General features: G+C 40.0%; 20 protein-coding genes. 7 read left to right on the top strand and 13 right to left on the bottom strand.

Annotated elements, in window-relative coordinates; translation table 11 throughout:
• Nucleotides 1-324: 324 nt before the first annotated feature.
• The 6 genes from B3139_RS11725 to B3139_RS11700 form a co-directional block, all read right to left on the bottom strand.
• Nucleotides 325-1,212: a polysaccharide deacetylase family protein gene (locus B3139_RS11725; protein ID WP_293883219.1), complete on the bottom strand. Its 888-nt coding sequence runs from the start codon at nt 1,210-1,212 to the stop codon at nt 325-327.
• A 263-nt stretch (nt 1,213-1,475) separates the two neighbouring features.
• The gene (locus B3139_RS11720) at nt 1,476-2,228 is read right to left on the bottom strand and encodes a succinate dehydrogenase/fumarate reductase iron-sulfur subunit (protein WP_293883217.1); all 753 of its coding nucleotides are present in this window, start codon (nt 2,226-2,228) and stop codon (nt 1,476-1,478) included.
• Nucleotides 2,229-2,239: 11 nt separating this feature from the next.
• Nucleotides 2,240-4,156: a fumarate reductase/succinate dehydrogenase flavoprotein subunit gene (locus B3139_RS11715; RefSeq protein ID WP_293883215.1), complete on the bottom strand. Its 1,917-nt coding sequence runs from the start codon at nt 4,154-4,156 to the stop codon at nt 2,240-2,242.
• Nucleotides 4,157-4,168: 12 nt separating this feature from the next.
• Complete coding sequence (locus tag B3139_RS11710; RefSeq protein WP_209579484.1) at nt 4,169-4,825, bottom strand: succinate dehydrogenase cytochrome b subunit; 657 nt, start codon at nt 4,823-4,825, stop codon at nt 4,169-4,171.
• 15 nt (nt 4,826-4,840) lie between these two features.
• On the bottom strand, nt 4,841-6,271 hold the full coding sequence (locus B3139_RS11705) for an anion permease (protein WP_293883212.1): 1,431 nt from the start codon (nt 6,269-6,271) through the stop codon (nt 4,841-4,843).
• A 20-nt stretch (nt 6,272-6,291) separates the two neighbouring features.
• Entirely contained in the window at nt 6,292-7,455 is a 1,164-nt protein-coding gene (locus tag B3139_RS11700; RefSeq protein WP_293883210.1) for a porin, read from the bottom strand.
• A 313-nt stretch (nt 7,456-7,768) separates the two neighbouring features.
• Here B3139_RS11700 and B3139_RS11695 point away from each other — a divergent pair, with 313 nt between their 5' ends.
• Together B3139_RS11695 and glsA are read left to right on the top strand one after the other, a co-directional pair.
• On the top strand, nt 7,769-9,160 hold the full coding sequence (locus tag B3139_RS11695) for a hypothetical protein (RefSeq protein WP_293883208.1): 1,392 nt from the start codon (nt 7,769-7,771) through the stop codon (nt 9,158-9,160).
• A 99-nt stretch (nt 9,161-9,259) separates the two neighbouring features.
• A complete protein-coding gene (gene glsA, locus B3139_RS11690; RefSeq protein ID WP_293883206.1) occupies nt 9,260-10,294 on the top strand; it encodes a glutaminase A in 1,035 nt (344 codons plus the stop codon).
• 108 nt (nt 10,295-10,402) lie between these two features.
• Here the strand turns inward: glsA and B3139_RS11685 are convergent, their stop codons facing one another.
• The 7 genes from B3139_RS11685 to B3139_RS11655 form a co-directional block, all read right to left on the bottom strand.
• A complete protein-coding gene (locus B3139_RS11685; RefSeq protein WP_293883205.1) occupies nt 10,403-11,842 on the bottom strand; it encodes a TolC family protein in 1,440 nt (479 codons plus the stop codon).
• On the bottom strand, nt 11,835-14,999 hold the full coding sequence (locus B3139_RS11680; RefSeq protein WP_293883203.1) for an efflux RND transporter permease subunit: 3,165 nt from the start codon (nt 14,997-14,999) through the stop codon (nt 11,835-11,837). The genes B3139_RS11685 and B3139_RS11680 overlap by 8 nt, the downstream gene beginning before the upstream one ends.
• A gap of 20 nt (nt 15,000-15,019) precedes the next feature.
• Complete coding sequence (locus tag B3139_RS11675; protein ID WP_293883201.1) at nt 15,020-16,102, bottom strand: efflux RND transporter periplasmic adaptor subunit; 1,083 nt, start codon at nt 16,100-16,102, stop codon at nt 15,020-15,022.
• A gap of 176 nt (nt 16,103-16,278) precedes the next feature.
• Nucleotides 16,279-16,680, bottom strand: a complete 402-nt coding sequence (locus tag B3139_RS11670) for a hypothetical protein (protein ID WP_209579468.1) — start codon at nt 16,678-16,680, stop codon at nt 16,279-16,281.
• An 84-nt stretch (nt 16,681-16,764) separates the two neighbouring features.
• Nucleotides 16,765-17,979: a DUF763 domain-containing protein gene (locus B3139_RS11665; protein WP_293883199.1), complete on the bottom strand. Its 1,215-nt coding sequence runs from the start codon at nt 17,977-17,979 to the stop codon at nt 16,765-16,767.
• A 156-nt stretch (nt 17,980-18,135) separates the two neighbouring features.
• Nucleotides 18,136-18,786 (bottom strand): hypothetical protein, encoded by a 651-nt coding sequence (locus B3139_RS11660; protein WP_293883197.1) that lies wholly within the window; start codon nt 18,784-18,786, stop codon nt 18,136-18,138.
• A gap of 93 nt (nt 18,787-18,879) precedes the next feature.
• Nucleotides 18,880-21,801, bottom strand: a complete 2,922-nt coding sequence (locus B3139_RS11655) for an FAD-binding and (Fe-S)-binding domain-containing protein (RefSeq protein WP_293883195.1) — start codon at nt 21,799-21,801, stop codon at nt 18,880-18,882.
• Nucleotides 21,802-22,012: 211 nt separating this feature from the next.
• Between B3139_RS11655 and B3139_RS11650 the strand changes: the two genes are divergently transcribed.
• The 5 genes from B3139_RS11650 to B3139_RS11630 all read left to right on the top strand — a co-directional run bounded on the left by B3139_RS11650 (nt 22,013) and on the right by B3139_RS11630 (nt 26,071).
• Nucleotides 22,013-22,516 (top strand): FUSC family protein, encoded by a 504-nt coding sequence (locus B3139_RS11650; protein ID WP_209579463.1) that lies wholly within the window; start codon nt 22,013-22,015, stop codon nt 22,514-22,516.
• Between the two features lie 182 nt (nt 22,517-22,698).
• Nucleotides 22,699-23,172, top strand: a complete 474-nt coding sequence (locus B3139_RS11645) for an Lrp/AsnC family transcriptional regulator (protein ID WP_209579461.1) — start codon at nt 22,699-22,701, stop codon at nt 23,170-23,172.
• Between the two features lie 18 nt (nt 23,173-23,190).
• On the top strand, nt 23,191-24,228 hold the full coding sequence (locus B3139_RS11640; protein ID WP_293883192.1) for an EamA family transporter: 1,038 nt from the start codon (nt 23,191-23,193) through the stop codon (nt 24,226-24,228).
• 144 nt (nt 24,229-24,372) lie between these two features.
• Nucleotides 24,373-25,134 carry a 5'-nucleotidase C-terminal domain-containing protein gene (locus tag B3139_RS11635; RefSeq protein WP_293883191.1) on the top strand — a complete coding sequence of 254 codons (762 nt, stop codon included), beginning with the start codon at nt 24,373-24,375 and terminating at the stop codon, nt 25,132-25,134.
• The gene (locus B3139_RS11630; RefSeq protein ID WP_293883190.1) at nt 25,112-26,071 is read left to right on the top strand and encodes a bifunctional metallophosphatase/5'-nucleotidase; all 960 of its coding nucleotides are present in this window, start codon (nt 25,112-25,114) and stop codon (nt 26,069-26,071) included. The genes B3139_RS11635 and B3139_RS11630 overlap by 23 nt, the downstream gene beginning before the upstream one ends.
• Nucleotides 26,072-26,175 lie beyond the last annotated feature (104 nt).

The following is a 26,175-nucleotide window of genomic DNA, read 5'->3' as shown; positions in this document are numbered from 1 at the left end:
CCTTTTCGCACAGATCGTAAAATGACTTTAAAAGTTTTTTTAAGGTTGTTTTGACCGCCCTATAACATAGAACTTTACAATCGATTGCATGAATAAAAACATCTTTACAATATCGAAATTATATTAGTGCAGATAAAATGAAAAGACAGCTTTTCATGCCTTCTAATTACATCTATAATTAATTTAATAAAAATAGCCAAAATTGCAGGATACCGCAGTAATTAAATAGCACTTATTAAGAGATAAGAAAAAAAACTCCAGGAGAGCAAATAGAAAGGTAGGTAATTAAAACACGCTGTAATCCTTTGATGCCAGCGTGCTTAATTAATACTTAATGGGATAATCTTGCATAAATTCAAATTGGTAGCCTTCGCTTTTGAGTGCATCAATTAACAAAGACAATTCCTGCTGTCCCTTTTTCGTTTGGAACATATCATCATGCATCAAGAAAACGACATTGTTCGGTACCATTGAACTCTTGTTGTTCATATAATTCCTAATGTGACTTAAGGTCGATTCTTGACTCTGAATGGGTGCTCCAGTGACACTATTGAGTCTCCACTCCACATCCCAACCATAAATCGTATATCCATTTTTATGAAGCAAATCCGCCGTACTGGCCCCGTTCTTGAGGTCGATCTTTCGAACATTTTCATAGATCCAGATATTCCTTCCTGGAAGTCGAACGATTTTATGCTTCAAGTTGAGATCTGTTTCATTTTTTTCAAAATCAGCAAAAGCCTTTTGAGGGTTATTATAAAATCTAGAATATTGATTATTCGCGTGTGTATAACTATGATTGTAACACGCTACAAGAGGATTTGATTCATATCGCGCAAGATCACGTTTCCTACCTTTACTCATATTGGCGTGCTTACCAATAAGGAATACGCTAACTTTGATATTTTTCTCCTTCGCAATGGAGTCAATAAAAGCACTACCAATCAATGGACCGTCATCAAAAGTTAAATAAATATGTTTAGGGTGTCTATCAAAAGCTTTACGCAAGGAATCTTTAAGTTCACGCTTTTGCTGTCTTACGGAAATAGGATGCAGACTGTCAACCGTAAAAAGAATCTGATTTTTTTGAAGAGAATCCCATCTGTCCAACAAATGCGGTATCTTTTCCTCAACCTTTAACTGCTCTGTAATTGTATCTTTCAGATCCCCCTTTCCTAAAACCTTATTTGAAAAATCTTTACATGACGTCATACTTAACATCACGCTACATGTGAAAATTAAGGCAAACAACCTGCTACACTTCATATCAATCGCTATAACTTTAATGACTTTCTTTTTCCAAAATTAGTATAAAAAACCCTTCTTTCGTCCATAAAATATTTTAAATTCTTTATCTCTATGTCGATAATACAATGCAATAAACTATGCATCTTTTTTTTATGAAGTCAATTCTATACTTAAAGTCCGATTGAAGAAACAATCGTGCCAGTTTTATAGAATACCATTCATGAAGATCATTGCCGCTTCTTAAAAATCAAAGCTTTGTTATATTCAAAATTCATACGTGCAATATTCAATACGGATATACCTTGAGGACACTCTACCTCACAGGCTTCCGTATTTGAGCATTGACCGAAAGACTCCATATCCATTTGACTTACCATATTTAAAACCCGCAGGCTACGCTCTTCTTTACCCTGTGGAAGCAAAGCCATATGCGTAATCTTCGCAGCAGTAAAAAGAGCAGCACTACCATTTTTACAGGTCGCTACACAAGCACCACAACCTATACAGGCAGCAGAGTCAAATGCAGATTCCGCTAATTCGTGAGCAATAGGAATAACGGTTGCATCTGGAGCTTGCCCAGTATTAATGGATACAAATCCGCCCGAAGAAATAATTCGGTCAAATGCTGATCGATCCACTTTTAGATCTTTTTTTACCTGAAATGCAGCCGAACGGAAGGGTTCTATAGTTATCGTATCGTTATCGTTAAATGAACGTAAATGTAGCTGGCAGGTGGTGGTATGTTTAAGTGGTCCATGAGCAATTCCATTGATCATCAATCCACACTGACCACAGATGCCCTCGCGACAATCATGATCGAACTCTATAGGGTCATCGCCTTGCGTAATGAGCTGCTCATTTAAGGTATCCATCATCTCCAAAAATGACATATGGGGATTAAGGTCATTTAAAGTGTAGGTCACTAACTTTCCTGTGGCATTGCGATCCTTCTGGCGCCATATTTTAAGATATAAATCCATAATTGTTCGTTTTATTTGTAGCTTCTTACTGTCGGCTGTATTTCTTCAAAAGTCAAGGGCTCTTTGACTAATTCAGGTTGTTCACTTTCTCCCTTCCAAGACCATGCTGAAATAAATTGGTAATCCGCGTCATTGCGTAATGCTTCACCATCTGCTGTTTGGTATTCTTCCCTAAAATGTGCCCCACAGGATTCGTTCCTTGTCAACGCATCATAACACATCAGTTCGCCGATTTCAAAATAATCCGCTACTCGTCCAGCTTTCTCCAATTCAGTATTTAATGTACTAGCCACACCGCTAACAATGACCTCATTATAAAATTCCTGTTTGAGCTTTTGAATCTCCCCAATAGCATAGCGAAGGCCCTTTTCATTTCGTGACAGCCCACAGTAATCATAAAGTATTTTACCAAGTGTTTTATGAAAATAATCAACAGTTTTCCTACCTTTGATTTTCAAAAATCTATCAATTTGCTTCCTAACCTGTTCCTCTGCACGTACAAATTCAATATGATCTGTAGAAATTTTACCCGTATGGATATCGTTTGCCAGATAATTTGCAATCGTATAGGGTGCAATGAAATAGCCGTCCACAGAAGCTTGAAGTAAAGAATTAGCGCCAAGTCTATTGGCGCCATGGTCTGCAAAATTAGCTTCACCTAAGGCAAATAACCCTGTTAGACTTGTCATCAATTCATAATCCACCCATAATCCGCCCATGGAAAAATGTGCGGAAGGTGAGATCATCATCGGTTCTTTATAAGCATCATATCCGGTTATCTTTTCATACATATCAAATAGATTACCATACTTCTCTTGTATTTTCTGTTTTCCTTGTTCTCGAATAGCTTTCGCAAAATCAAGATAAACGGCATTTTTAAGTGGACCAATGCCAAAGCCGGCATCGATGCGTTCCTTCGCTGCCCGCGATGAAATATCCCTTGGCGCGAGATTGCCAAATGCAGGATAGCGCCGTTCCAAATAGTAATCCCTTTCTTCTTCGGGGATAGCGTTCGCGTCCCGTGTCTCACCCCTATGTAGTGGAACCCAAATCCTTCCATCGTTACGCAGAGACTCAGACATTAGTGTCAATTTAGATTGATAATCGCCAGACTGTGGCAACGATGTGGGATGAATCTGAATCCAGCTGGGCGAGGCCATTAACGCTCCTTTTTTATGCGCTCGCCAGATTGCAGAGCCGTTACAGCCCATTGCCAATGTAGATAGATAATAAATCTTCCCGTAGCCTCCAGTGGCCAATATAACGGTGTGTGCAGCATGTCGTTGTATTTCTCCGGTGTCAAGATTTCTAACAATAATACCGCGGGCCTTCCCATCAATAACAACAATATCGAGCATTTCGTGCCTAGAGAAAAGCTGTACGGCACCTTTACCCACTTGACGCATAAGCGCCTGATAAGCGCCCAAAAGAAGTTGTTGCCCAGTTTGACCTCTTGCATAGAATGTGCGGCTTACCTGAACACCTCCAAAAGATCGATTATTCAGATAACCTCCGTATTCACGGCCAAAGGGAACGCCCTGGGCTACCGCCTGGTCTATCAAATTGAGCGAACACTCGGCCATACGATAAACGTTGGCCTCACGGGCCCGAAAATCTCCCCCTTTGAGCGTATCAACAAACATGCGATAGACACTGTCCCCATCATTTTTGTAATTCTTCGCCGCATTTACGCCACCTTGAGCAGCCACGGAATGCGCCCTCCTTGGACTATCCTGAAAGCAAAAAGATTTTACTTGATAGCCCATTTCGCCAAGCGAAGCAGCTATCGAACTGCCCGCAAGTCCAGTACCCACAACGATAACATCCAGCTTTTTACGATTCGCAGGATTAACAAGCTTGGCAGTTTTTTTATAGAGCGTCCATTTCTGATCCAATGGTCCACCCGGAATTTTTGAATTTAATGCCATGAATTCCCTTCCTTATTTTACTGTAAAAAATATATAAATAGGCATCAATGCAAAACCAATGCTGATGATGACAGAATAGCTGATACCGATGATCTTAAACCATTTAACAAATTTGGGGTGGAATACACCTAAGGTTCGAATCGCACTATGAATCCCATGAATAAGATGATAGCAGAGAGCAGCCATGGAGAATACGTAAATAACCACATACCACCATTGCTTAAACACCTCTACGACGAGTATGTACAAATCTTTATTGCCCCGATCATCAAGTGGTGGAGCACCAAATTTGTACACATACCAAAAATTTTGAAAATGAATAACCAAAAAGATCAGTATAAGGGTTCCAAGAATTCCCATATTGCGCGAATACCACTTGCTCGCCCGCCCACGGCGATCGGACACATAATTTGCTCCAGCCCTTTTATTATGTAATGTGATCATTAACCCGTCCAAAGCATGTAAAATAATGCTTAGATAAAGTAAATAAGAAATCAATTTAATCAAGATATTGCCTGAAAGAAAATGTGAGTAAGCATTAAATTGTAAATGCGCTTGTTCCTGAGGCAAGAAGAGCTGCAAGTTTCCCAAAAAGTGAATCAGTAAAAAGAATACTAAAAACAATCCCGTCAGACACATGAGCATCTTTTTAGCTAAAGTAGATAACATAATAAGATCTTAATTTTAATAATAACCTATAACTTTCATCCAAAGTCCACCTACCACCATATAAATCACCAACAATACAATGCCTATTTCAATTCCCCGCAGCCACCAGGATTTTAAATCTACATAACCACTTCCAAAGAACACAGGTGCGGGGCCATGTCCGTAATGCGTTAAGACACCATAGATAGAACCCAGAAATCCGAGCATCATTGCCAGTAACATCGGTGGAATACCTAGTGAAATGCCAACGCCAAGCAAAGCAGCATACATCGCCGCTACATGGGCGGTAGCACTGGCAAAAATGTAATGACTAAAGAAATAAACAAGAATAATGACAGGAAAAGCAATTTGCCAACTTAAATCACCAATCTGTACTTTAATTAAATCACTAAACCAGCCAATGAAACCAAGTTCATTTAAAGAACTAGCCATCATCACTAAGACAGCAAACCAAACAATTGTATCCCAAGCACCTTTTTCGGCCTTGACGTCCTCCCAAGTCAATACAGAAGTTAGCAATAGAAGCGTCAATCCTATGAAAGCAGTTGTTGTAGCGTCTATTGAAAAGGAGCCACCAAAAATCCAGAATGCCAATAAAATAAAGAATGCCAGCAGCATTAACCATTCGTTTTTGGAAATTGGGCCCATCTCCTTCAGTTTTTGTGCAGCCATTCTAGGAGCGTCACCTGTTTTTTTTAATTCAGGTGGATATAACTTATAAAGAACAAGCGGTACAATAAAAAAAGCAACGATACCAGGAACAAACCCTGCAACTGCCCAAGACATCCAAGTAATGTCTATTCCGAGATTTGCAGCAAATTTTTGACACATTGGATTACTGGCAGTGCCTGTCAAAAACATGGAAGATGCGATCAGATTCATGTAATAACTGTTTAAAGTTAAATAAGATCCTAATTTTCGATGTGTCTCTGGCTTGTCAGGAACTGAATCAAAACTAATCGCCATAGATTTCATAATTGGATAGATAATTCCTCCACCACGAGCAGTATTGCTCGGGATAGCCGGAGCCAGACAGACATCTGCTAAACCCAATCCATAAGCCAGTCCCAGCGAACTCTTTCCAAAAACACGAATGAAAAGAAAAGCAATCCTATTGCCCAGACCAGTTTTGATAAAGCCACGCGCGATAAAAAAAGAGATTCCTATCAGCCAGATAACTTTGTCGCCAAATCCAGTCAAAGCTTTAGTAATGGACTTACCCGCATCTCCAGGAGCCAAGACTTGAGTGAGTGCCGTAAACGCAATAGCCATCATACACATAGTCCCCATAGGCGCAGCTTTCAGAATGATACCGAGAATAGTGGCGGCAAAAATTGCAAATAAATGCCAAGCTTCTGGACGGACGCCTTTCGGTATTGGGATAAACCATAAAATGAGTGCTACCAGAATAGTAATGGCAACATTTTTAATACTGATTTCTTTCATGTTACATGTAGTTTAATTGGTTAGAATCGACTCTGTACTTGAACGATAAATAAGTTTTTATTGAACTCAGAAGTATTCACAGTTTGCTTTTTATATCGGTCCAATTGCACCCCCAACTGTATCCTTGCCCCATAATTCTTTAAAAACTCTAACCCAAACATTGGCGTGTATGTTTGGTGTGCATTTGCGTGAAGCTTATAATTAGGATCAATGTATTCGTAACGACAAGATAGCTCGAAAGCACTTAAATTGAAATAATTCACTTCGTACCTCAAATTTGGAAGAAAATAAATTCCTCGAACTAAGTAATCACTCAATTTAGAGCTACGAGTATTTTCATTCAACGAATAATACAAATTATGATTAATTGCTTGTTTTGCCTCTAATTGCATATCCAGATTCCAGCGTTTAGCTAAGTTCACATGACCAGTCAAATCGACTCCAAATGCATGTACTTGCCGCTTCATGACTTCACCAATCCCCCCATTAATCCCCAGGTTGAAACCATACCTCTTCGAAAGTCCAAAGGCCAATCTAGTAGCATACTGTTTACCGTTATCCATATCAACCACCTGATTCTTTCCATTTCCATTCACGACAGACAAAGAATAACTAAAAGGAACCTCACCGAGATTGGTCTCCCCCGTTGCAGAGATACCTATTTGAAAACTGGCCCAGCCCAGTTTGCCGAATTCGAGATACTGATTTGACCAGTCTAAAGATTTGATAACGTCGATGGGATAGGTTTCCTCAATACCAAACCACGGCCGAAACTGCCCCACAGTAATGGCCAGTTTTGGACTAAAAGTATATTTCAAATAAGCATTTTCAAGTACTTTTGTTTTTGGATCGCTTTTAAAATCGGCAAGATTAGCCAAAACAGCAACCTCAGTGCGCTTACTAATTTGAGCACGCATTTGCACGCGCATATACTTCACCATAAAGTTATTATCGGTGCCCGTCCCGTCACTGTGATGCAGTCCATTGACATCCACATCTTTTGTTCCACTCACAAGATATCTCGCCTGAAATAAACCTTTGATCTGAAGCTTGGGATAAATTACATTATCTTTCACTTCCTTAATAGAATCTACTTTGCTCTGCTGTACCGCCAATACTTGCCCTTTAACTAGGTTACATAATAGCAAGCATGCAATAAGGATTGGAATATAGGGTCTCTTCATACCAAAATAAATGAACTTAACCAGTAGTCAGCACCACTTTTGCTGTTAATAATATTATTTCTTTGTGTTAGTCTTATAGAGACAACACAAAGCTTTAGAAAATGTTTTCTTATTTAATGAATTAATAATGGTAAGAAAATCAATCGAATCAGCATGTATTAAAACTTAAATTACAAGTTTTTATGTAATTTCACGGCACGCATCACACCAGGATAATTTTAAATCTGCAGATTCAGCTAATTATAAGTCTTTTGACGTACTTTTCATAGTCTGCATACGTTATGCGATGAAACTCTTAGAATAAATAAATATTATGAAGGAAAAATTAATTAGGAATTGTACTATCGCACCATTACTTCTTATCATTACCTGTTTATCATTGCAGGTAGCTCATGCAGCTGACAAAGAAAAACCAGCGATGTTTTGGACGTGGTTAGATTATAATGTAAATACAAACTTCGATTCCATTTGTCAGGAAATGAACTATCTAGGAATCGATGGTGTAATGTTAAATGCTGCGAGTCCGGACGAATATCGCGTAGCAATTCCAATTGCAAAAAAATACGGCATCCAAGTCATCGCATGGCTTTGGACAATGAACTTAGAACACGACAGAGACAAAGTGCTACAAGAGCACCCCGATTGGTTTAGCGTCAATCGTAATGGAAAAAGTTTGGCCGATACAACGGCATATGTGAGTTATTATAAGTTCCTGTCGCCTGTTGTTCCCGGCGTGAAGGAATACATTCGACAGAAAATTGAATCTTATTGTGAAGTTGAAGGACTTGCCGGTATCTCCATTGATTACAATCGCTATGTAGATGTTGTCCTTCCAACGACACTTTGGCCAAAATACAATATTGTACAGGATCGTGAATATCCAGCTTGGGATTACGGCTATCACCCGATCGCGATAGAAAAGTTTAAAAAACAGTATGGCTATGACCCTAGAGCACAAAAAGATCCATCAAATGATTTAAAATGGCGCCAATTTCGTTGTGACCAGATCACCGAGATAGCCAATATGATTGCTAAGATTGTCCATTCCCATGGTAAAATCATGGCTGCATCCCCTTTCCCAACACCAAAAATGGCTGCACGCATGGTACGTCAAGACTGGGGAAAGTGGAATTTAGATCTAGTTTTTCCAATGGTGTATAGCAATTTCTATACGGAAGACTCAAGCTTTATTAGCGATTGTACGGTAGAAAATTTACGTGATAAGGGCGACAATACAACATTGTATTGTGGGCTGATGGCCAAAAATGATGCAGAAATACTGAGCGATATGGATGAGGCGTTGAACAATGGTGCGCAAGGAATCTCTATCTTCACTATCCACAACTTAAAAGATCCTGAGATCAAGAGAAAATTTAGCACTTATACGGCCGCTGCAAAAGCAAGAAAAGCGCAAAATCATGGAACACTAATGCACTCTACAAATGTAAAAATTGAAAATAATCCGTTCAAAAAAGAAGGAATAATGAAGTTAGTAAATCAAAAGATACAAGACTTAGTTCGTTCTGAAAACCCCGCAGCACGCCAGATCGTGTTATCAAAATATAAGAAAATTGATGCTTACGATGTCACGAGAAAATACCTCGTAACGGATAAGATAAGTAAAAAGAGCTTTTATGTGACTTTCTTTTTCTATGGAGAAATACTCTCTGGCTGGAATGTAGACCCCGTGCCAAGTACTGTCTAATTATCCAATATATTAAAAGATGCTAAAATTACATATTTCAGCATCTTTTAATTTTTCATGCACTGTTCCCTATCTTTGAAATGGACAAATAATTTAAAAATGAGAAAAAATTTCAGATTAATAGCCTGCATAATCGGTCTGATATCTTGCGGATCAGTCCCGGTATCCTTTGCTCAAAATAACACTAAAATTCAGTCGGATACGAATAAAAGTACAAAAATTGATAAGCCACTATTGGAAAAAATATGGACTACAAATAAAATGTCATTCAGTGCAGGAAAAGTTGCTAATTACATTCCTGAATTAGGTAAAGCCAATGCAGCATCCTCAGCCCTTTCCGTTGTAAATAGCGATGGAACAATAGTGAATGTCGGTGATGTAAAACAGAGATTTACCATGCAGAGCATTTCAAAAATTGTTTCATTGATGGTTGCCGTATTAGATAATAGTGAACAGGATATTTTTAATAAGATGGGTTACTACGGCACAGAAAAGCCTTTCAATCACTTTGCTAATCTGGAAACTACGGGCAAGCCCCTCAATCCAATGATGAATGCTGGAGCTATTCTAACAACATCACTTATTAAAGGGAAAGGTGAAGAACCCTTTATTAAAATACTTGATATGATTCGATTTATAACCAACAATGAAGCTATTAATTACAGTAAATCTGTATATAACTCGGAAAGGGAAACTGGTCATCGAAACAGAGGCATGTTTTATATCATGCGCAGCAACGGACTTATTGAAACTGAGGGTGAAGACAAACTCAACAATTATTTTAAGCAGTGCTCAATTGAGGTAACAGCTGAGGATCTGGCTAAAATAGGATTCTTTTTTGCCAATCATTGCATACGCTATGATGGAAATAGAAAATACTACAATCCAAGCCTGTCCCAGCTTATCTTATCACAGATGCTTATTGCGGGAATGTATGAATTCAGCGGAGAGTACGCCAGAACTGTCGGTCTTCCTAGCAAATCGGGAGTTGGCGGCGGTATTGCAGTAAGTGTACCGAATAAAATGGGTATTGGTGCGTATAGTCCAGCACTGGATCAAAATGGCAACTCTGTTGCAGCATATCGTATGATATTGGATCTGGTGAAAGAAAAATCACTAAGTCTCTTTAATTAAATTTTTGTCTACCCTAGCAGACCAAGAATGTATTTAAGCATAGAGAAACACCACACGGTCACCATAAAAAAAGAACCCCGCCTAGCGGGGTCCATTCAAACAAACAACTTATTTCCAGCCTCCTCCCAAATCTTTATAGATATTGACAACAGCATTGAGCTGCTGCTTCTTTGCTTCTATCAATTCAAGCTTTGAATCCAGTACATCACGTTGTGTCATTAAAACCTCCATATAGTCTGCCCTCGCTGATTTAAATAGATCGTTGGACACGGTGACGGAATTATTAAGGACCTCAACTTGCTTTGTTTTGAAATCGTAGCTGCGACCAAGGTTTTCAATATTTGAAAGTTGAGTAGAGACTTCTAAGTAAGCATTCAGAATTGTTTTTTCGTAATTATAAACAGCCTGTATTTGTTTTGCGTTGGCCGTATTAAATTCTGCTTTAAGCCCATTTTTATTGATCAATGGTGCCGCAAGCTCCCCGATTAAATTGTATAAAACTGATTCCGGCATCTTGAACAAGTACGAAGGTTTAAATGCCTGTAAACCCAAAGCAGCCGAAATCTCCAGAGAGGGGTAAAACTCTTTCCGTGCAATACTTACATCCAATTTGGCTGCAGCGAGTTCATACTCTGCTTCTCGGATGTCAGGTCTATTGCTTAGGAGTTGGCTGGGTAAACCTGTCTGAACCTTCGCCGGGATCAAATCTACAAAACTACGTTGATCGCGCTTAATCTCCTGTGGAAAACGTCCCAGCAGAAAATTAATACGATTTTCTGTTTCCTTGATCTGTTGTCTAGTTTCAAACTCCATGCCCTTGGTTTTCAAAACCTCAGCCTCAAACTTTTGCACCGCAAGTTCAGTTACACGGGCTGCCTGTTTCTGCAGTCGGATTACCGCAAGCGCATTGTCCTGTAACTCAATATTCTGTTTGATAATAGTCAATTGATTGTCCAATGCCAATAATTCATAATACGAGCGGGCAACTTCAGCAATAAGACTACTCAATACAAAATTTTTCCCCTCTACTGTAGCAAGATAACGATTGAGCGCAGCTTGCTCGCCATCTTTTAGTTTTTTCCAAACGTCAATTTCCCAACTTGCGTACGCGCCAATAGTCAAATCTCCTAGCGGATCGGGCATTTCTTTTCCAGGCGCAATTTCTGTACTTGCATCACCGGCACCCTGGCTGGTATATCGTCCAACTTTTTCAACACCACCACCTGCACGTAGACCAACGGTAGGCTTTAATGCTCCTTTCCGTAACAAAATATCATTTTTTGCAATTGCCAACTCCTGCAAAGTAACATTCAACTCCTGATTATTTTTCAACGCTGTATCTATCAATACAACTAAATTTGGATCCGTAAAAAATTCACGCCACTTAACCGACGCTGTGTTCGTTGTATCTGATTTAACGACATCTATATACTGGTTAGGAACGAACTTATTCTCCTGTATTGATGTCGCTTTAGGGACTTTACATCCCGTCACTGCTGCTGAAAGCGAAAATGCAATGACCCATTTTATTTTGCTTCGATTAGTCATTATTATCAAGTTCTTCAGTTAATGGATTTTCATCTTCGTGTTTAATAAGCTTACGTTTGGAGGCAATGGTTCCGAAGATATAGTATAAGCCTGGTATCACCAAGATACCGAAAACGGTCCCAAACAACATACCCCCCGCAGCAGCTGTACCAATCGTACGGTTTCCTATCGCACCAGGCCCTGAAGCCATAACTAATGGAATCAGCCCTGCGATAAAAGCGAAAGATGTCATCAAAATTGGTCTAAACCTTACTTTTGCTCCGTCCAAGGCAGCTTCAATAATGCTCAATCCTTGCGAATGTCGTTGAGCAGCAAACTCAACAATCAAAACTGCATTCTTACCAAGTAGCCCGATAAGCATGACCAATGCGACCTGTGCATAAATATTATTTTCCAACCCCAATAGCTTCAACAGTAGAAATGCACCGAAGATTCCAATTGGTAAAGAAAGTAACACCGCAAAAGGCATTATAAAGCTCTCATATTGAGCAGAAAGAATTAAATAAACGAAGCCGAGACAGATCAAGAAGATGTAAATCGCCTGATTTCCACGCCCTACTTGATCCTTGGAGATACCAGCCCAGTCAATACCATAGCCGCGGGGTAAAGTTTTGGCCGCGACTTCATTAATCACTTGAATCGCTTCACCACTACTGTAGCCGGACGCGGCAGAGCCTGAAATTTCAGAGGCCAAATACATATTATGCCGCGTGATCTCAGAAAGACCGTATACCTTTTCCATATGCATAAATGCTGAAAATGGGACCATTTCATCCTTTTCATTCTTCACATACAGCTTTAAGATATCTTCTGGCAAGGCCCTATATTGTGGCAAAGCCTGAACCATAACTTTGTATTGACGGTCGTATTTGATAAAATTCGTTTCGTAGTTACTACCGACCAAAGTGGAGAGTGTATTCAGCGCATTATCGATCGTAACACCCTTTTGTTGCGCTAGATCATTGTCTATATGCAACATGTACTGTGGAAAACTCGCACTATAGAACGTAAATACGGATGATAATTCAGGCCTTTTGTTCAATTCACGTACAAAATCCTTACTTACCGTTTCCATTTTTTTGTAATCGCCAGAACCGGCTTTGTCCAGAAGACGAAGCTCAAATCCACCCGCAGCACCATAACCTGGTACAGCAGGAGGTTGGAAAAATTCGATGGATGCCCCTGGTATATTTTTGGCAGCGGCCTCCAGTTGCTCTATGATCTCCTGCGAGGATTCTTTGCGTTCTTCCCAGCTTTTCAAGTTGATCAAACAAGTACCTGTATTTGCCCCGGTTCCTTCAGTCAGGATTTCATAACCAGCCAACGAAGATACCGATTGCACACCATCAATGTCTTCAGCTTCTTTTTGCAATGTCTGGGCCGCTAGATTGGTCCGTTCCAATGTCGATCCTGGCGGCGTTTGAATAATAGCATAGATCATCCCCTGATCTTCATTGGGGATAAAACCTGCAGGAACAGCATTATTCAAAAAATATGCGCCAATACAAAAACCAATTAATACTAAAAATGTAAAAACGCGCTTATCCACTATGCCCTTCAACAAGTAAACATATTTGTTGGACATCTTATCGAACAATCTATTGAAAGAATCCAGAAATTTATCGATTATGGATTTCTTTCTTGGCTTGCCATGACTATTCTTCAGCATGATCGCACACAGCGCAGGCGTTAAAGTTAATGCAACAACACCGGACAAAATAATTGAAGTAGCCATGGTAATGGAAAACTGCCTATAGAATATTCCTACGGGGCCAGACATAAAGGCAACCGGGATAAAAACCGCCGCCATAAGGAATGTGATCGCAACAATGGCACCACTGATTTCATGCATCGCTTTTTTGGTCGCCTTATAGGCCGAAATATGAAGCTCTTCCATTTTAGCATGCACCGCTTCAATAACAACAATCGCATCATCCACAACCACACCTATGGCAAGCACCAGGGCAAATAAGGTGATCAAGTTGATTGTAATTCCAAAAAACTGCATGAATAAAAATGATCCGACCAAGGAAACTGGCACTGCAATGGTTGGAATCAACGTGGAGCGCCAGTCGCCCAAGAAAAGGAAAACGACAATAGCGACAAGCACAAATGCTTCCAATAACGTATGAACTACTTTTTCCATGGATGCATCCAAAAACTTGGAAACGTCGTAACTAATTTCATAATCGAGTCCCTTCGGAAAAGATGCCTTCAACTCTTTCATTTTGCTTTTTACATCTTGAATGACCTGGGAGGCGTTACTTCCATAAGATTGTTTCAAGACAATCGCCGCAGATGGCTTTCCGTTCAGTGTTGAATAGATATCGTACATCGCCGAGCCAAATTTGATATCCGCAACGTCTTTTAAACGTAGCATTTCGCCATTTTCGCCCGCACGTAAAACGATATTTCCATAACCTTCAGTTGTGGTAAAGCGTCCTGGGTATTTCAATACATATTCGAAAGATTGGGAGGTCATACCGGACGATTCACCAGCTTTACCCGGTGAAGCTTCTAAACTCTGTTCGGATAAGGCTTTCATCACCTCTTCTGCAGAAATCTTGTAGGCTGTCATACGATCAGGTTTCAACCAAATACGCATCGCTAATTCGCGTGTTCCAAGAATATTTGCCACCCCGACACCGTCTACCCGACGTAATTCGGAGACAATATTCATGTCCGCATAGTTATACATAAAGTTTCCATCAAGCTCCTTGTCTTTACTATAGAGATTGATGTACATTAACATATTGGATTCTTCACGTGTAATCTTCACCCCTTCACGGACCACAATTGGCGGAAGCTTGTTAACCACAGAGGCTACGCGGTTCTGTACATTTAAAGAAGCCTGATTCGGATCCGTTCCTAGGTTGAATACGACCTGAATACTTGCTTCCCCGTCATTACCGGCATCGGAAGCCATGTATTTCATTCCAGGAACCCCATTGATCGCCCGTTCCAGCGGAATGATAACTGATTTAATCATCAATTCACCATTTGCTCCTGGGTACTCGGCAGTAATATTGACCTTCGGTGGCGATATCGAGGGGAATTGCGTTACAGGAAGCTGCACCATAGAAAGCACACCCAAAAATACAATGATCAGTGATATAACGATCGAAAGTACTGGTCTATTTATAAAACGACTAAACATAAGAATTTAAGTGTAAGGGTCTATTCTGTTTTTAATTTCAAATTGGAAATGGCATCTTTAGGTTGCACGAAGCTGTAACTGATCTTCTCATCTTCCTTCGCTTTCTGAATACCATCCAATAAAAATTTATCGTCTTTTTTAAGACCGCTCGTTACCACATACAGATCAGGTAAAGAGTTGCCAATGGTAATATGACGGGCTTTTAATTTGCCCTCCTTATCGATTACATACACATATTTACGGTCCTGCATTTCATAAGTTGCTTTCTGCGGAATAATTAAAACCTGTTTCAACGGGAAATTCATGACCACCTTGCCGCTCTCGCCATGTTTTAAAAGACGGTTTGGATTTGGAAACTTCGCTCTAAAAGCAATATTGCCGGTTTCACTATTAAATTCACTTTCTATCGTCTCCACCATACCGCTCTGCGAAAATAGCTCGTTATTAGCAAGCAGTAGACCAACGTGGGAATCTCCACGTTTACTTACATTCGTTTGATAGCTCAAATATTCTGGTTCGGAAACATTAAAATAAACCAACATCTCGCTATTGTCGGAAAGACTGGTTAATAATTCACCTTCATCCACCAAACTCCCCAGTTTCAACGGAATACGGTCGATAGTTCCGTCAAAAGGTGCTCTGATTTCTGTAAAGGAAAGATGCAATTTCGCAATCGCTGCCTCAGCCTTAGCCTGTTCAAGCTTTGCTTTAGCCATCGCTAATTCATTGGGCGATACGACGTTTTTATCGGCTAGCGTCTTTGTGTTTTGAACCTCAATTTCTGCTACATTAACTTCTGCCGATGATTTACGGTATTCTGCCTCATACATCTTCGGCATAATCCGAAAAAGTAGTTGCCCTTTGTGGACAAATTGTCCTTCGTCGACGAATATCTGTTCTAGATATCCTTTCTCTTGAGCCCTGAGCTCAATATTACGGAAAGATCTGATCTGAGAAACAAAATCCTTACGGATAGTGGTATCCATTTGCACAGGCGAGGTAGCAGTGAATTTCTCTTTTTCTTCCTTTTCTTCCTTTTTGGAAGTACACCCGATTTGGCATATGGTAATTGCCAAACTAGCGAGCATAAATACTCTTTTCATTTGTAAGCGTCTAATTAAAAAATAAGTTTGATTGTTTGTTGTGCCGGATGGTGAAATGACCTCTGCTCGGGCTAATGGTCGCTCAAACTTGCCTATAAGTGTGCAAATTGGATGCAACTAAAAGGAATATCCATCAGGATATCCACCAAAGCATACGAAATTTCGAAGGTTATGTATTAAATTCTCCAGTTTTGTTGAAGAACATATCTTTGAGGGAAAAGATAGGCGATGAAATTGCAAAAAGGAATTTTCTTTGCAAACCGAAAAACAAAAATAAAAAGGACAATTGCAAAGAGCAGCAGCGAAACAAGTTGGGATGTGGCATGCAAATCTTTGGTCAATTGAAAATTTTCATAATCAAATTCCGCTATAACAGGGTTATCGTCGTGTATACTACCATACACAAGCGGGTCGATGTGATCAGCTGATGCGTCAATATACTGCTGTAAATCGGCGTGATTGTGCTGATGCATAAAACTAACGGCCGGCCGATCGGATTCAATGAGCACAGCATGGCTATTACTGCTTCTTATAACTAAGAAGCATAAGAAAAAGAATATGGTAATAACCGTTTTCATTGCGGAGCAAATATACTAGCGTATACACGAATTTATTGATCTTTAACAAATTTTAACAAAACAATTACAATTGGAAGATTCTTCCTAGAAAAGACTGAGTTGCAACCCCGGTGGATTCTTTCTCTGAGGCACTGCTTCCCCGTACACTGTCCTCCCACCGTATTTCCAGGAATCTCGCTTTTCTTCCGCGATAATTTGCTGAATATCAAACTGTGGCTCAAAATTTTTTTCACTATCCAACACCACCTGATGTAATTTGTGGACGGACTTCAATTTGTCTCCATGACCCAATTTAGATTTTTCAATGCCTTTTTTCAAAATCTGAATACTTTCATCGTAAATAGTTAATGGAACCGGAAATGGATGTCCATCCTTTCCCCCATGAGCAAACGAAAATCGAGCCGGATCTTTAAATCGGGCTGGTGCGCCATGAATTACTTCGCTGACTAAGGCTAACGATTGCAACGTACGGGGGCCAATCCCCTTTAAAAGAAGTAGATCTTCAAAATCAATTAGTGGACTTTCGCGAGCAACGTATAACATCGCGCCCAATCTTTTTAGATTGACATCCGATGCACGTACATCGTGATGAGATGGCATGACCAATTTAGCGAATTCTTGTATAACTTTAAACGAATCCTCTCCCACCAACGTCATAATACCCGCTCTATTTGCTGCCGCTTCAGCAGCCGTTAAATTGAGGATAATACCCTGTGAAGGACCGGTGATACCCGAATGCGGTTCCTCTACAAACGATTTGATCTTTTCAGAATGCCAATGGTAACGACGGGCAGTCCCATCTTTTTCATGCATACCTTGCTGCACGACTGACCAATTGCCATTATCTGCCACGACAAAATTATGTAAATACAATTGGTAACCGTCCTGAATGGCTGTGTTATCCACCTTCGCAACGAGCTTACTACTGCGAATCAAATCGTTACCATTTAATCCAATCCGATCAGAAACCTGAAGCAGTTCTTGTGGGGTTTGCATGGACAACTTCCCTTTTCCTCCGCAGATGTAGAGTCCCAATGACTTGGCGTCAGGATTAATGGCGCGTTTTAATGCACCCATAACAGCCGTTGTAATCCCCGAGGAATGCCAGTCCATGCCAAGAACAGCTCCAAAGCTTTGAAACCAAAAGGGATCAGCAAGCCTCCTTAAAACCTCATCCTTTCCATAATCCATGAGCATAACTTCCACGATTGAACGCCCTAGAGAAGCCATACGCTCGTAAAGCCACGCAGGTACTTTACCAAAATGCAATGGAAGGTCTGCAGTACCGGATTTCCTCATATTAAACTAAATTTATTAGCACAAATCTATCTCTTTTATTTTTAAAAAGCGAAAAAGGCTAAAATTTATCTAGCCTCTTCATTGTATGAGTAATGATACGTTGGCGACAACTATCGCTTCCTGCTCACCAGCATTACACCGTATATGACATTTGCACTACTTACCCGTTAGCGCCGACAATAATCCAACGCGGAACGAAGGATCCTTCTCCGAAAACTCAATAGAATGCTTGTAGGTATCAACGTTAAAGAAAAGTTCTGCCGGTTCAGCTTTCTTATTATCCAAGAATAATTTAAAGCTATAGGCCGTTTTTTTTGATAGGTCCGCATTCACCTTATTGGATGAAAATACATTCGGAAGAATCACATCCTTTGTAAAAGAATCAGTGGTCTGTGTCTGAAATAATTCACCTAAAGCTTTAATTAAATTATCAGACTGCGCACCTGACGACGAAATTCTAATTTTACCCTTTGTGAAACCAACATCATCACTGGGCTGACCATCTATGATACCGGCGGGAATAAAATCTACAACCTCAAACTTCGCTCCCACCGTATCCTGCTTGTAAAGAGATTTTGTAATATAGATACGACTTGAATCCGTTTTAACTTCATCAGTAATACGTAAGAAAAAATTCTTTTTCTCAGCTCCTGGAGCACCATTTGTAAACTGCTCGATTTTCACGCCATCAATTTTGTTCGCTGCTGTGGTATCGTTTCCATCAGTTTTCTTCTGATTGGAGTTTCCGCAACCAGCCATCAGCATCGTAGCGGTTGCAAGAAATGCTATAGATTGAATCTTGTACATAATGAATTGTTTGTTATCAGTTATCAATGATTATTGCTCTTATAATATTACCATTATTACAGATAACAAACAACTATTATCAATGTTTTTATTTTATTTCAATAAAGCATCATATAAAATTTCCACAGGATGATAAGATTTTCGTCCGACCCCATCTTTGATTTGATGTCTACAAGAGGTGCCTGCTGCGGCAATCAAGGTGTCGGCTTCCGTTTTCCGTACAGCTGGTAACAAAACCAGCTCGGCAACTTTCATTGAAACGTCATAATGCTCGGCCTCATAACCAAATGAACCCGCCATACCACAGCATCCAGAAGGAATTGTCTCTACGCTAAAATTCTTCGGAAATGACAATACCTGTTCCGTAACAGTAACCAGATGGAAAGCCTTTTGGTAACAGTGACCATGAAGCTTGATTTTTCTTGCTGTTGTTGTAAACTGTTCCGGGCGAATACGTCCTGCTTTCATCTCAGTCAGTAAAAATTCATCAATCATCAGCGCATTTTTAGCTATGTTTTGCGCCTCAATACGAATATCGTCATCCACCAGGCTTAAATATTCATCTCTAAACGTAATGATACCGGATGGTTCAACCCCTAAAAGCGGTGTTTCGTCGGTTATTAATCCTTTTAAAAAATGGATATTTTTATTGGCAATTTTCTTTGCTTCTTTCACAAAACCTTTAGAAAGGTAAGTCCGTCCACTTTGCACATGTTTTGGAATAATCACTTCATAGCCCAAGGCAATTAGTAATTTATACGCTGTAATACCGATTTCTGCATCATTATATTCGGTAAACTCATCCGAGAAAAGATATACCCTACGCTTGGCATCCCTAATAGGACCTTGTGTTTTTACCCACTGACTCAAGGTTGTTCCATTTACTGTAGGCAGCGAACGTTTAGGTGCAAACCCGACGGTTTTCTTGACCAAGCCAGACAGAAAATCATTTTTTACAACAAAATTATAAAGGGGTGCGACCCACGCCCCCAACTTCTGAGACTGTGTGAAATTAGCAATTAGTTTTGTTCTAAATCCAGCCCCATGTTCATCATAATAATGCTGTAAAAATTCTGCTTTCATTTTAGCCACGTCCACACTCGAAGGACATTCCGTTTTACAACCTTTGCAGCTCAAACACAGATCCATGACTTCTTTAATCTCTTCATGATCGAAACGGTTTTTCTTGGTGGAATTTGTTAAAAACTGTCTTAACATATTCGCTCGTGCGCGTGTCGTATCTTTTTCATCACGTGTAGCCATAAACGAAGGACACATTGTTCCACCAGTAATTTCAGTCTTCCGACAATCTCCCGAGCCTGAACACTTCTCTGCCAAACGAAGAATAGACTCCTCTTTAGAAAAATCGAAATAGGTTTTTATTTCTGTAAGGTTGCTATCATTATCATAACGGAGGTGAGAATCCATTGGCGGTGTGTTGACAATTTTATTTGCGTTAAAAACCCCCTTTGGATCAAAGATAAATTTAACTTCTTCAAGTAATTTGTAGACTTTATCGCCCAGCACCTTGCCAATAAACTCTCCGCGAAGACGACCGTCACCATGCTCGCCACTCAATGAGCCATTATATTTCAAAACTAGGTCACTGGTTTTTTCAAGGATAGAACGAAAAGTACGCTTCCCTGCTGGCGTTTTCAAATTTACGAATGGTTCAATATGCAATTCGCCTGCGCCAGCGTGCGCGTAGTATGACGCATGCACACCCTCTTCCACCAAAAGCTTTTGAATATCACTCACATAAGCAGGGAGATCTTCAGGCGACACCGCACAATCCTCAATCAAATTTACGGGCTGACTATCACCCGGTAAATTACGAATGAGCCCCAGTCCCGCTTTGCGTACATCCCAAACTAAATTCGTCTGCTCTATACCCGTAATATAGGGATAAGCATAACCTAGGCCACGTGCAACCAGGTCGGCTTTCAGCGCCATCGCTTTCGCTGCTGTTTCGGCCGCTGTATGCCCTCTAAACTCCACAATCAATAGCGCTTGCGGATCGCCCTCTATAAAAAAACGATTATACTTGTACGTTGGATGCCCAACCGTAAAATCCATGATGTATTTATCCACTAATTCTGAAGCTTCCGGCTTGTGCGCTAAAGCCACAACATTACCATGCATACATTCTACCATATCGGCGAAATGAACACAGAGCAAACCTAGTTCAGGAGGTGGCAAGGGCATTAACTTAAGTTTAGCCTCTGTAACGACAGCCAGCGTACCTTCAGAGCCCGCCAATAAATTACACATATTAAAAGGAGCCGAACGATCACTTAAAATATCCAGCGCGTAACCTGTATTTCTTCTTGTGATGGATCGCTTTGGATAGCCGGTTTCAATTGCGCTTAAATGCTGAGGATTGGTCAACAATGAATTCATATGACGATAAATATCCCCCTCGCGGCCAGTCAATAATAATTTATTAAAATAAGCCGCTTCATCTAAGGTTTCAAATGCCACCTCCGAGCAATCATCCAAGATTACATTTGCTGAAATCAAATTGTGCCGTGTATCGCCCCAGACGATCGAATGCAGGCCCGAAGAGTTATTACCAATCATTCCGCCTATCATGGCCCGACTCGCGGTTGAAGTTTCAGGACCAAACATCAGCCCAAAAGGCTTAAGATAGTTGTTTAAGTCATCGCGAATCACCCCCGGTTGAACTCGAACCCATTGCTCTTCAACATTAAGCTCAATAATACGGTTAAAATAACGGGAAATATCCATAATAATACCATGGCCGACTACCTGGCCTGCCAACGAAGTGCCGGCAGTACGTGGTATGATAGTAACCTTATTCTGTCGCGCAAAATCAATTAATTTTTTAATATCATCAATATCTGCGGGTATCGCTACGGCCAACGGTTTTTCCTGATAGACAGACGCATCGGTCGAATAGGCTAGCAACATCGTTTGGTCCTTAGTTTCATGGGTATAATAGAGCTCCCCTTTGAGTTGTGAAGCTAATGAGGCTAATTGATTCTGATCTTTCACTTAATCTGCATTTAAAGTATAAAACAAATCTAGTCAAATTTATGCATTGGTAAAAGAGAAGAATGCAAGAAATAACCAAATCAAAAGCAAAAAACGCACAAAAACGCAAACAGGAACATTTGCCATAAATGATGATTTTATTTCGTTCCTTCAAACAATGCTTGTATTTTTGTTGCACTACATCATTTAAATTAACGATTGATATTCTTATATGCGTAATCTATTCCTTCGCTATACGCTCCATTCAGATTTTATTATATATACGATTCGCGTACTAATTGGCTTCCTTATCGGTTATCCTTTATTTGTATCCTTTCCCCAATATTCTGTTTCTTGGACCCTTATCTCGATTATACTGGTGATTTCTCCACAAGAGAATGAATCAAAAAAAATAGCAATCGATCGGGCCAAATCCAATTTCATAGGATCCGCCATTGGACTGAGCTTATATTTTGTTCCGATCCAGCAACTTTACGCAATGGTAATCGGTATCCTGGCCTCGTTGATTACTTGTAAAGTACTCAACATTATAGCTGTAGCGAGGACATCCATGGTTGCGCTAATTATAGTTTATCTGCATGAACAGGAAAGCCGCTCCTACTTCGCTGCCTTAGATCGCTTTGGTTGTGTTTGTTTAGGTTGTTTAATCGGACTGAGCGTCATACTTTCAACAAGAAATATTATTTTGAAATTAAGAAAAAGATACATTTTTTAATCTTAAACTCTGCTCACTAAAAGACCATATATTTATTTTCAGGCCATTCACACATTCGATCAAATCAAAGCACCACCATATTCGAACAATATTCACTAACACTAGCCAAACAACAGAATTATATTCATTGTTCATTATAATATTTTGAATTTTATACTTTATTACGTACCTTTGCGGTCGAAATGACAAAAGTAGAATATAATTTAGATCAGGTCGACTACAGAATCTTGCGGTTAATGCAGGACAATGGACGTATTAACAACGCCGATATCGCCAGAGAGCTGGGAATGGCGCCTTCTGCGATTCTAGAACGGGTTAAAAAGCTCGAGCAAAAAGAGGTAATTTTAAAATACAGTGCAAAGATCAATCCTGCAGCGGTCGATCAAAAACTTTTATCATTTATTTTCATAAAAGCCAATGATATCATTGGTGAACAAACAGTTGGGTTGGCACTTGCCGAAATTCCTGAAGTACAGGAAGTACATGACATTGCAGGTGATGATGGTTACCTGATTAAAGTGAGAACTGCAGATTCGACCGGATTAGTTGATCTGATGCGAAATACTTTAAGTAAAGTGGAAGGGATCATCTCCACCCGTACTACAATTGTACTTCAAACTGTTAAGGAAGATCAGCAGGTCGTCATACCTGAGTAATAGAAAGGAAGTTTAATCATGTTGCAAGGACAAAAAAAGGCCGCTAACCCGTTGATGGTTGTTGTCGCCTATATCATTATTTATGTTGTATGGGGATCCACCTTTTTCTTTATAGAAAAGGCACTACATAGTTTTCCACCATTTATTTTAGGTTCGTTTCGATTTGTTACAGCCAGCGCAATTCTAATGACATATTGCGCAATGAAAGGTTATAAATTGTTTAATAAGCGATCCGTTCAGGAAGCAGCAATCGTAGGATTTCTATTGCTTTTTGTCGATATGGCTGGGGTTATCTGGGCCGAACAATATGTTTCAGGTGGTGTTGCCGCCATTATTGCTGCAGCAGCAGCGATCTGGTTTATTTTATTGGATAAACCCAAATGGAAAGAAAATTTCAGCAGTGTTAGCACGGTTTTAGGTGTCGCGTTAGGCTTCTGTGGAGTGGTGATGTTATTCGCTGAACAGATTATGTCGACCAATGATAATACCGATGGAACACTTAAGGTGATCGCCCTATCTGTTTTAGTATTAGGTTCTATCGCTTGGACCGTAGGGTCTCTAATTTCCAAATATTTCAAAAAATCTGAGAAACAAGAGGAAGAGGATTTACATGTCATGGTGAAGACCGCTTGGCAAATGGTTACTGCAGGTATACTCTTTAATATCACCGCCCTTTTCACCGGTGAGTATACAACATTTACGCTAAGTAGCGTGGCACCGGTGGACTGGTTCAATTTGGGCTACCTAATTACTTTTGGCTCAATCCTCGCCTTTAGCTCCTATATTTGGTTACTACAGGTTCGCCCCGCAATGGAAGTTAGTACGTATGCCTATGTGAATCCAATCATTGCACTTATTTTAAGTCATTTTTTCACTTCGCATGTAGTGACCTCATTGCAGATTTTCGGACTAGCTGTGATCTTATTTTCAGTCTTGTTAATGAACTGGAAAGCGTATCGAGCCAAACTGTCCGCGCGTAGCAAAAGTAGAAAAGTTCTCCAAACAGAGAATAAGTTGGATACCAACCCTATCGCTGAGTCGGAATTAGTACACTAGGTTGTTATTTTTCCTAATTATATGGACAAAGCTTAACATACGATGTTAAGCTTTTGTTGTTTTTAAAAATTAGCTAACATTGGATAAGATTTGTTCATATATAATTGGCTAACTTTGCCCAATATTTGGTTAAACGAAAAAAGAATGAAGATATCAAAGCAAATTGCCTTTATTGGTAGCCTTGGATTCGGTTCGCTTTTGATGGTTGCCAGTTGTAGCAAGCAGCTCCATCCAACGCAGAAAGATTTCCAACAATATCATATCAATAGCGATATGCAAGCTGATCCTACAATCGTATCAATCTACGAGCCCTTCAAACATAAAATGGAAGTGGAGATGAATCGAGTGATAGGACATGCAGACAAAGCGTTGACAAAAGAGAAGGCGGCAGAAACATTAATGGGCAATTTTTTTTGTGAAGCCTTGTTGTGGATGAGTGAACACAATGCCCATAACCCTGCGGATTTAGCATTTGCTACTAAGGGTGGAATCCGAAATGATCTGAAAGCAGGCGATATTACCGTTGGACATATTTTCGAGGTGATGCCTTTCGAAAACACTTTAACAATTCTCGAACTCAAGGGAAGTCAAATTCGTCAACTTGCAGACTATATCGCCTCAACACATGGACAACCCATCGCTGGGATGACGTTGACCATTACAGGCAACAAAGCCCAGGACATTAAAATCAAAGGTTTAGCAATTGAAGACAATAAGTTGTATAAATTGGTAACCTATGATTATCTCGCTAATGGTGGCGACAACCTGACACTGTTGACACAATCTGTATCGCGGGCAAATTATCCGCAGCGGATGCGTGAAGGACTGATTGAATACGTGAGTGAATTAACGAAAGAAGGCAAAAAAGTAAATGCAGAATTAGATGGAAGAATTAAAATCAATTAACCGAAGATCATTTATCAAGCAAGTTGGTGGATTTTCTGCCGCAGTTGCATTGGGGTCACTTCCTTTTCAAGCTAACGCTAAGAGCAAAAAAGTAAAACTTACAATCTTACATACCAACGATGTGCATAGCCGCATTGAACCTTTTCCTATGGATGGTGGCAAATATCAAGGATTGGGTGGTGTGGCACGCCGAAGCACGCTTATCAATAAAATTCGCAAAGAAGAAGAACACCTCCTATTATTAGACGCGGGCGATATGTTTCAAGGTACACCCTATTTTAATCTATTTGGAGGGAAGCTGGAGCTGGATCTCATGACGAAATTGGGGTATGACGCTGGGACATTTGGAAATCACGAATTTGACAATGGACTGGACGGACTTGTGAAATACCTGGATCATGCTAAATTTCCGTTTTTAACGGCCAATTACGACTTTAAAGGAACAGTATTGGAAGGAAAAACCAGCGATTACACCATATTTCATAAGGCTGGTATAAAAATCGGTGTATTCGGGCTCGGTGTAGATATCGAGGGATTGGTAGATCCCAATAACTTTAAGGGAATGAAATATCTGGATCCAATTGAGGTATCCAAAAAGGTGGTACAGATACTCAAGGAAAAACATAAATGCGAGCTCATCATCTGTCTGTCGCATTTAGGTTACCAATATGAAAACGATAAAGTGTCGGATTTGGTGCTTGCAGCCAAAACATCAGATATCGACTTAATTATAGGCGGGCATACGCATACATTTTTAAATGAACCCACATTAGTTACCAATTTAAAAGGTATGAAGACCGTTGTGAATCAAGTCGGTTTTGCAGGAATTAACCTAGGGAGGATTGATTTCATTATGGAGCCGGGTTCCAAAAAGAAACAAATGGTGGCGAGCACCTATCAAATCGATCCTACAATTCCAGCGTCCATGTTGGCATAATTTGATTCACTATTCATAAATGCCAAATTGACTAATCAATTTGGCATTTTTTTTCAAGACAACAAGAAGACTTATAGACTTAAAACACGAGGTTTATATAAGCT

It is taken from the genome of Sphingobacterium sp. UBA1498 (assembly GCF_002325125.1).
Lineage (GTDB): Bacteria > Bacteroidota > Bacteroidia > Sphingobacteriales > Sphingobacteriaceae > Sphingobacterium.
Note: the sequence above shows the minus strand (reverse complement) of the source record. Positions and strands in the feature narration are given on the sequence as shown.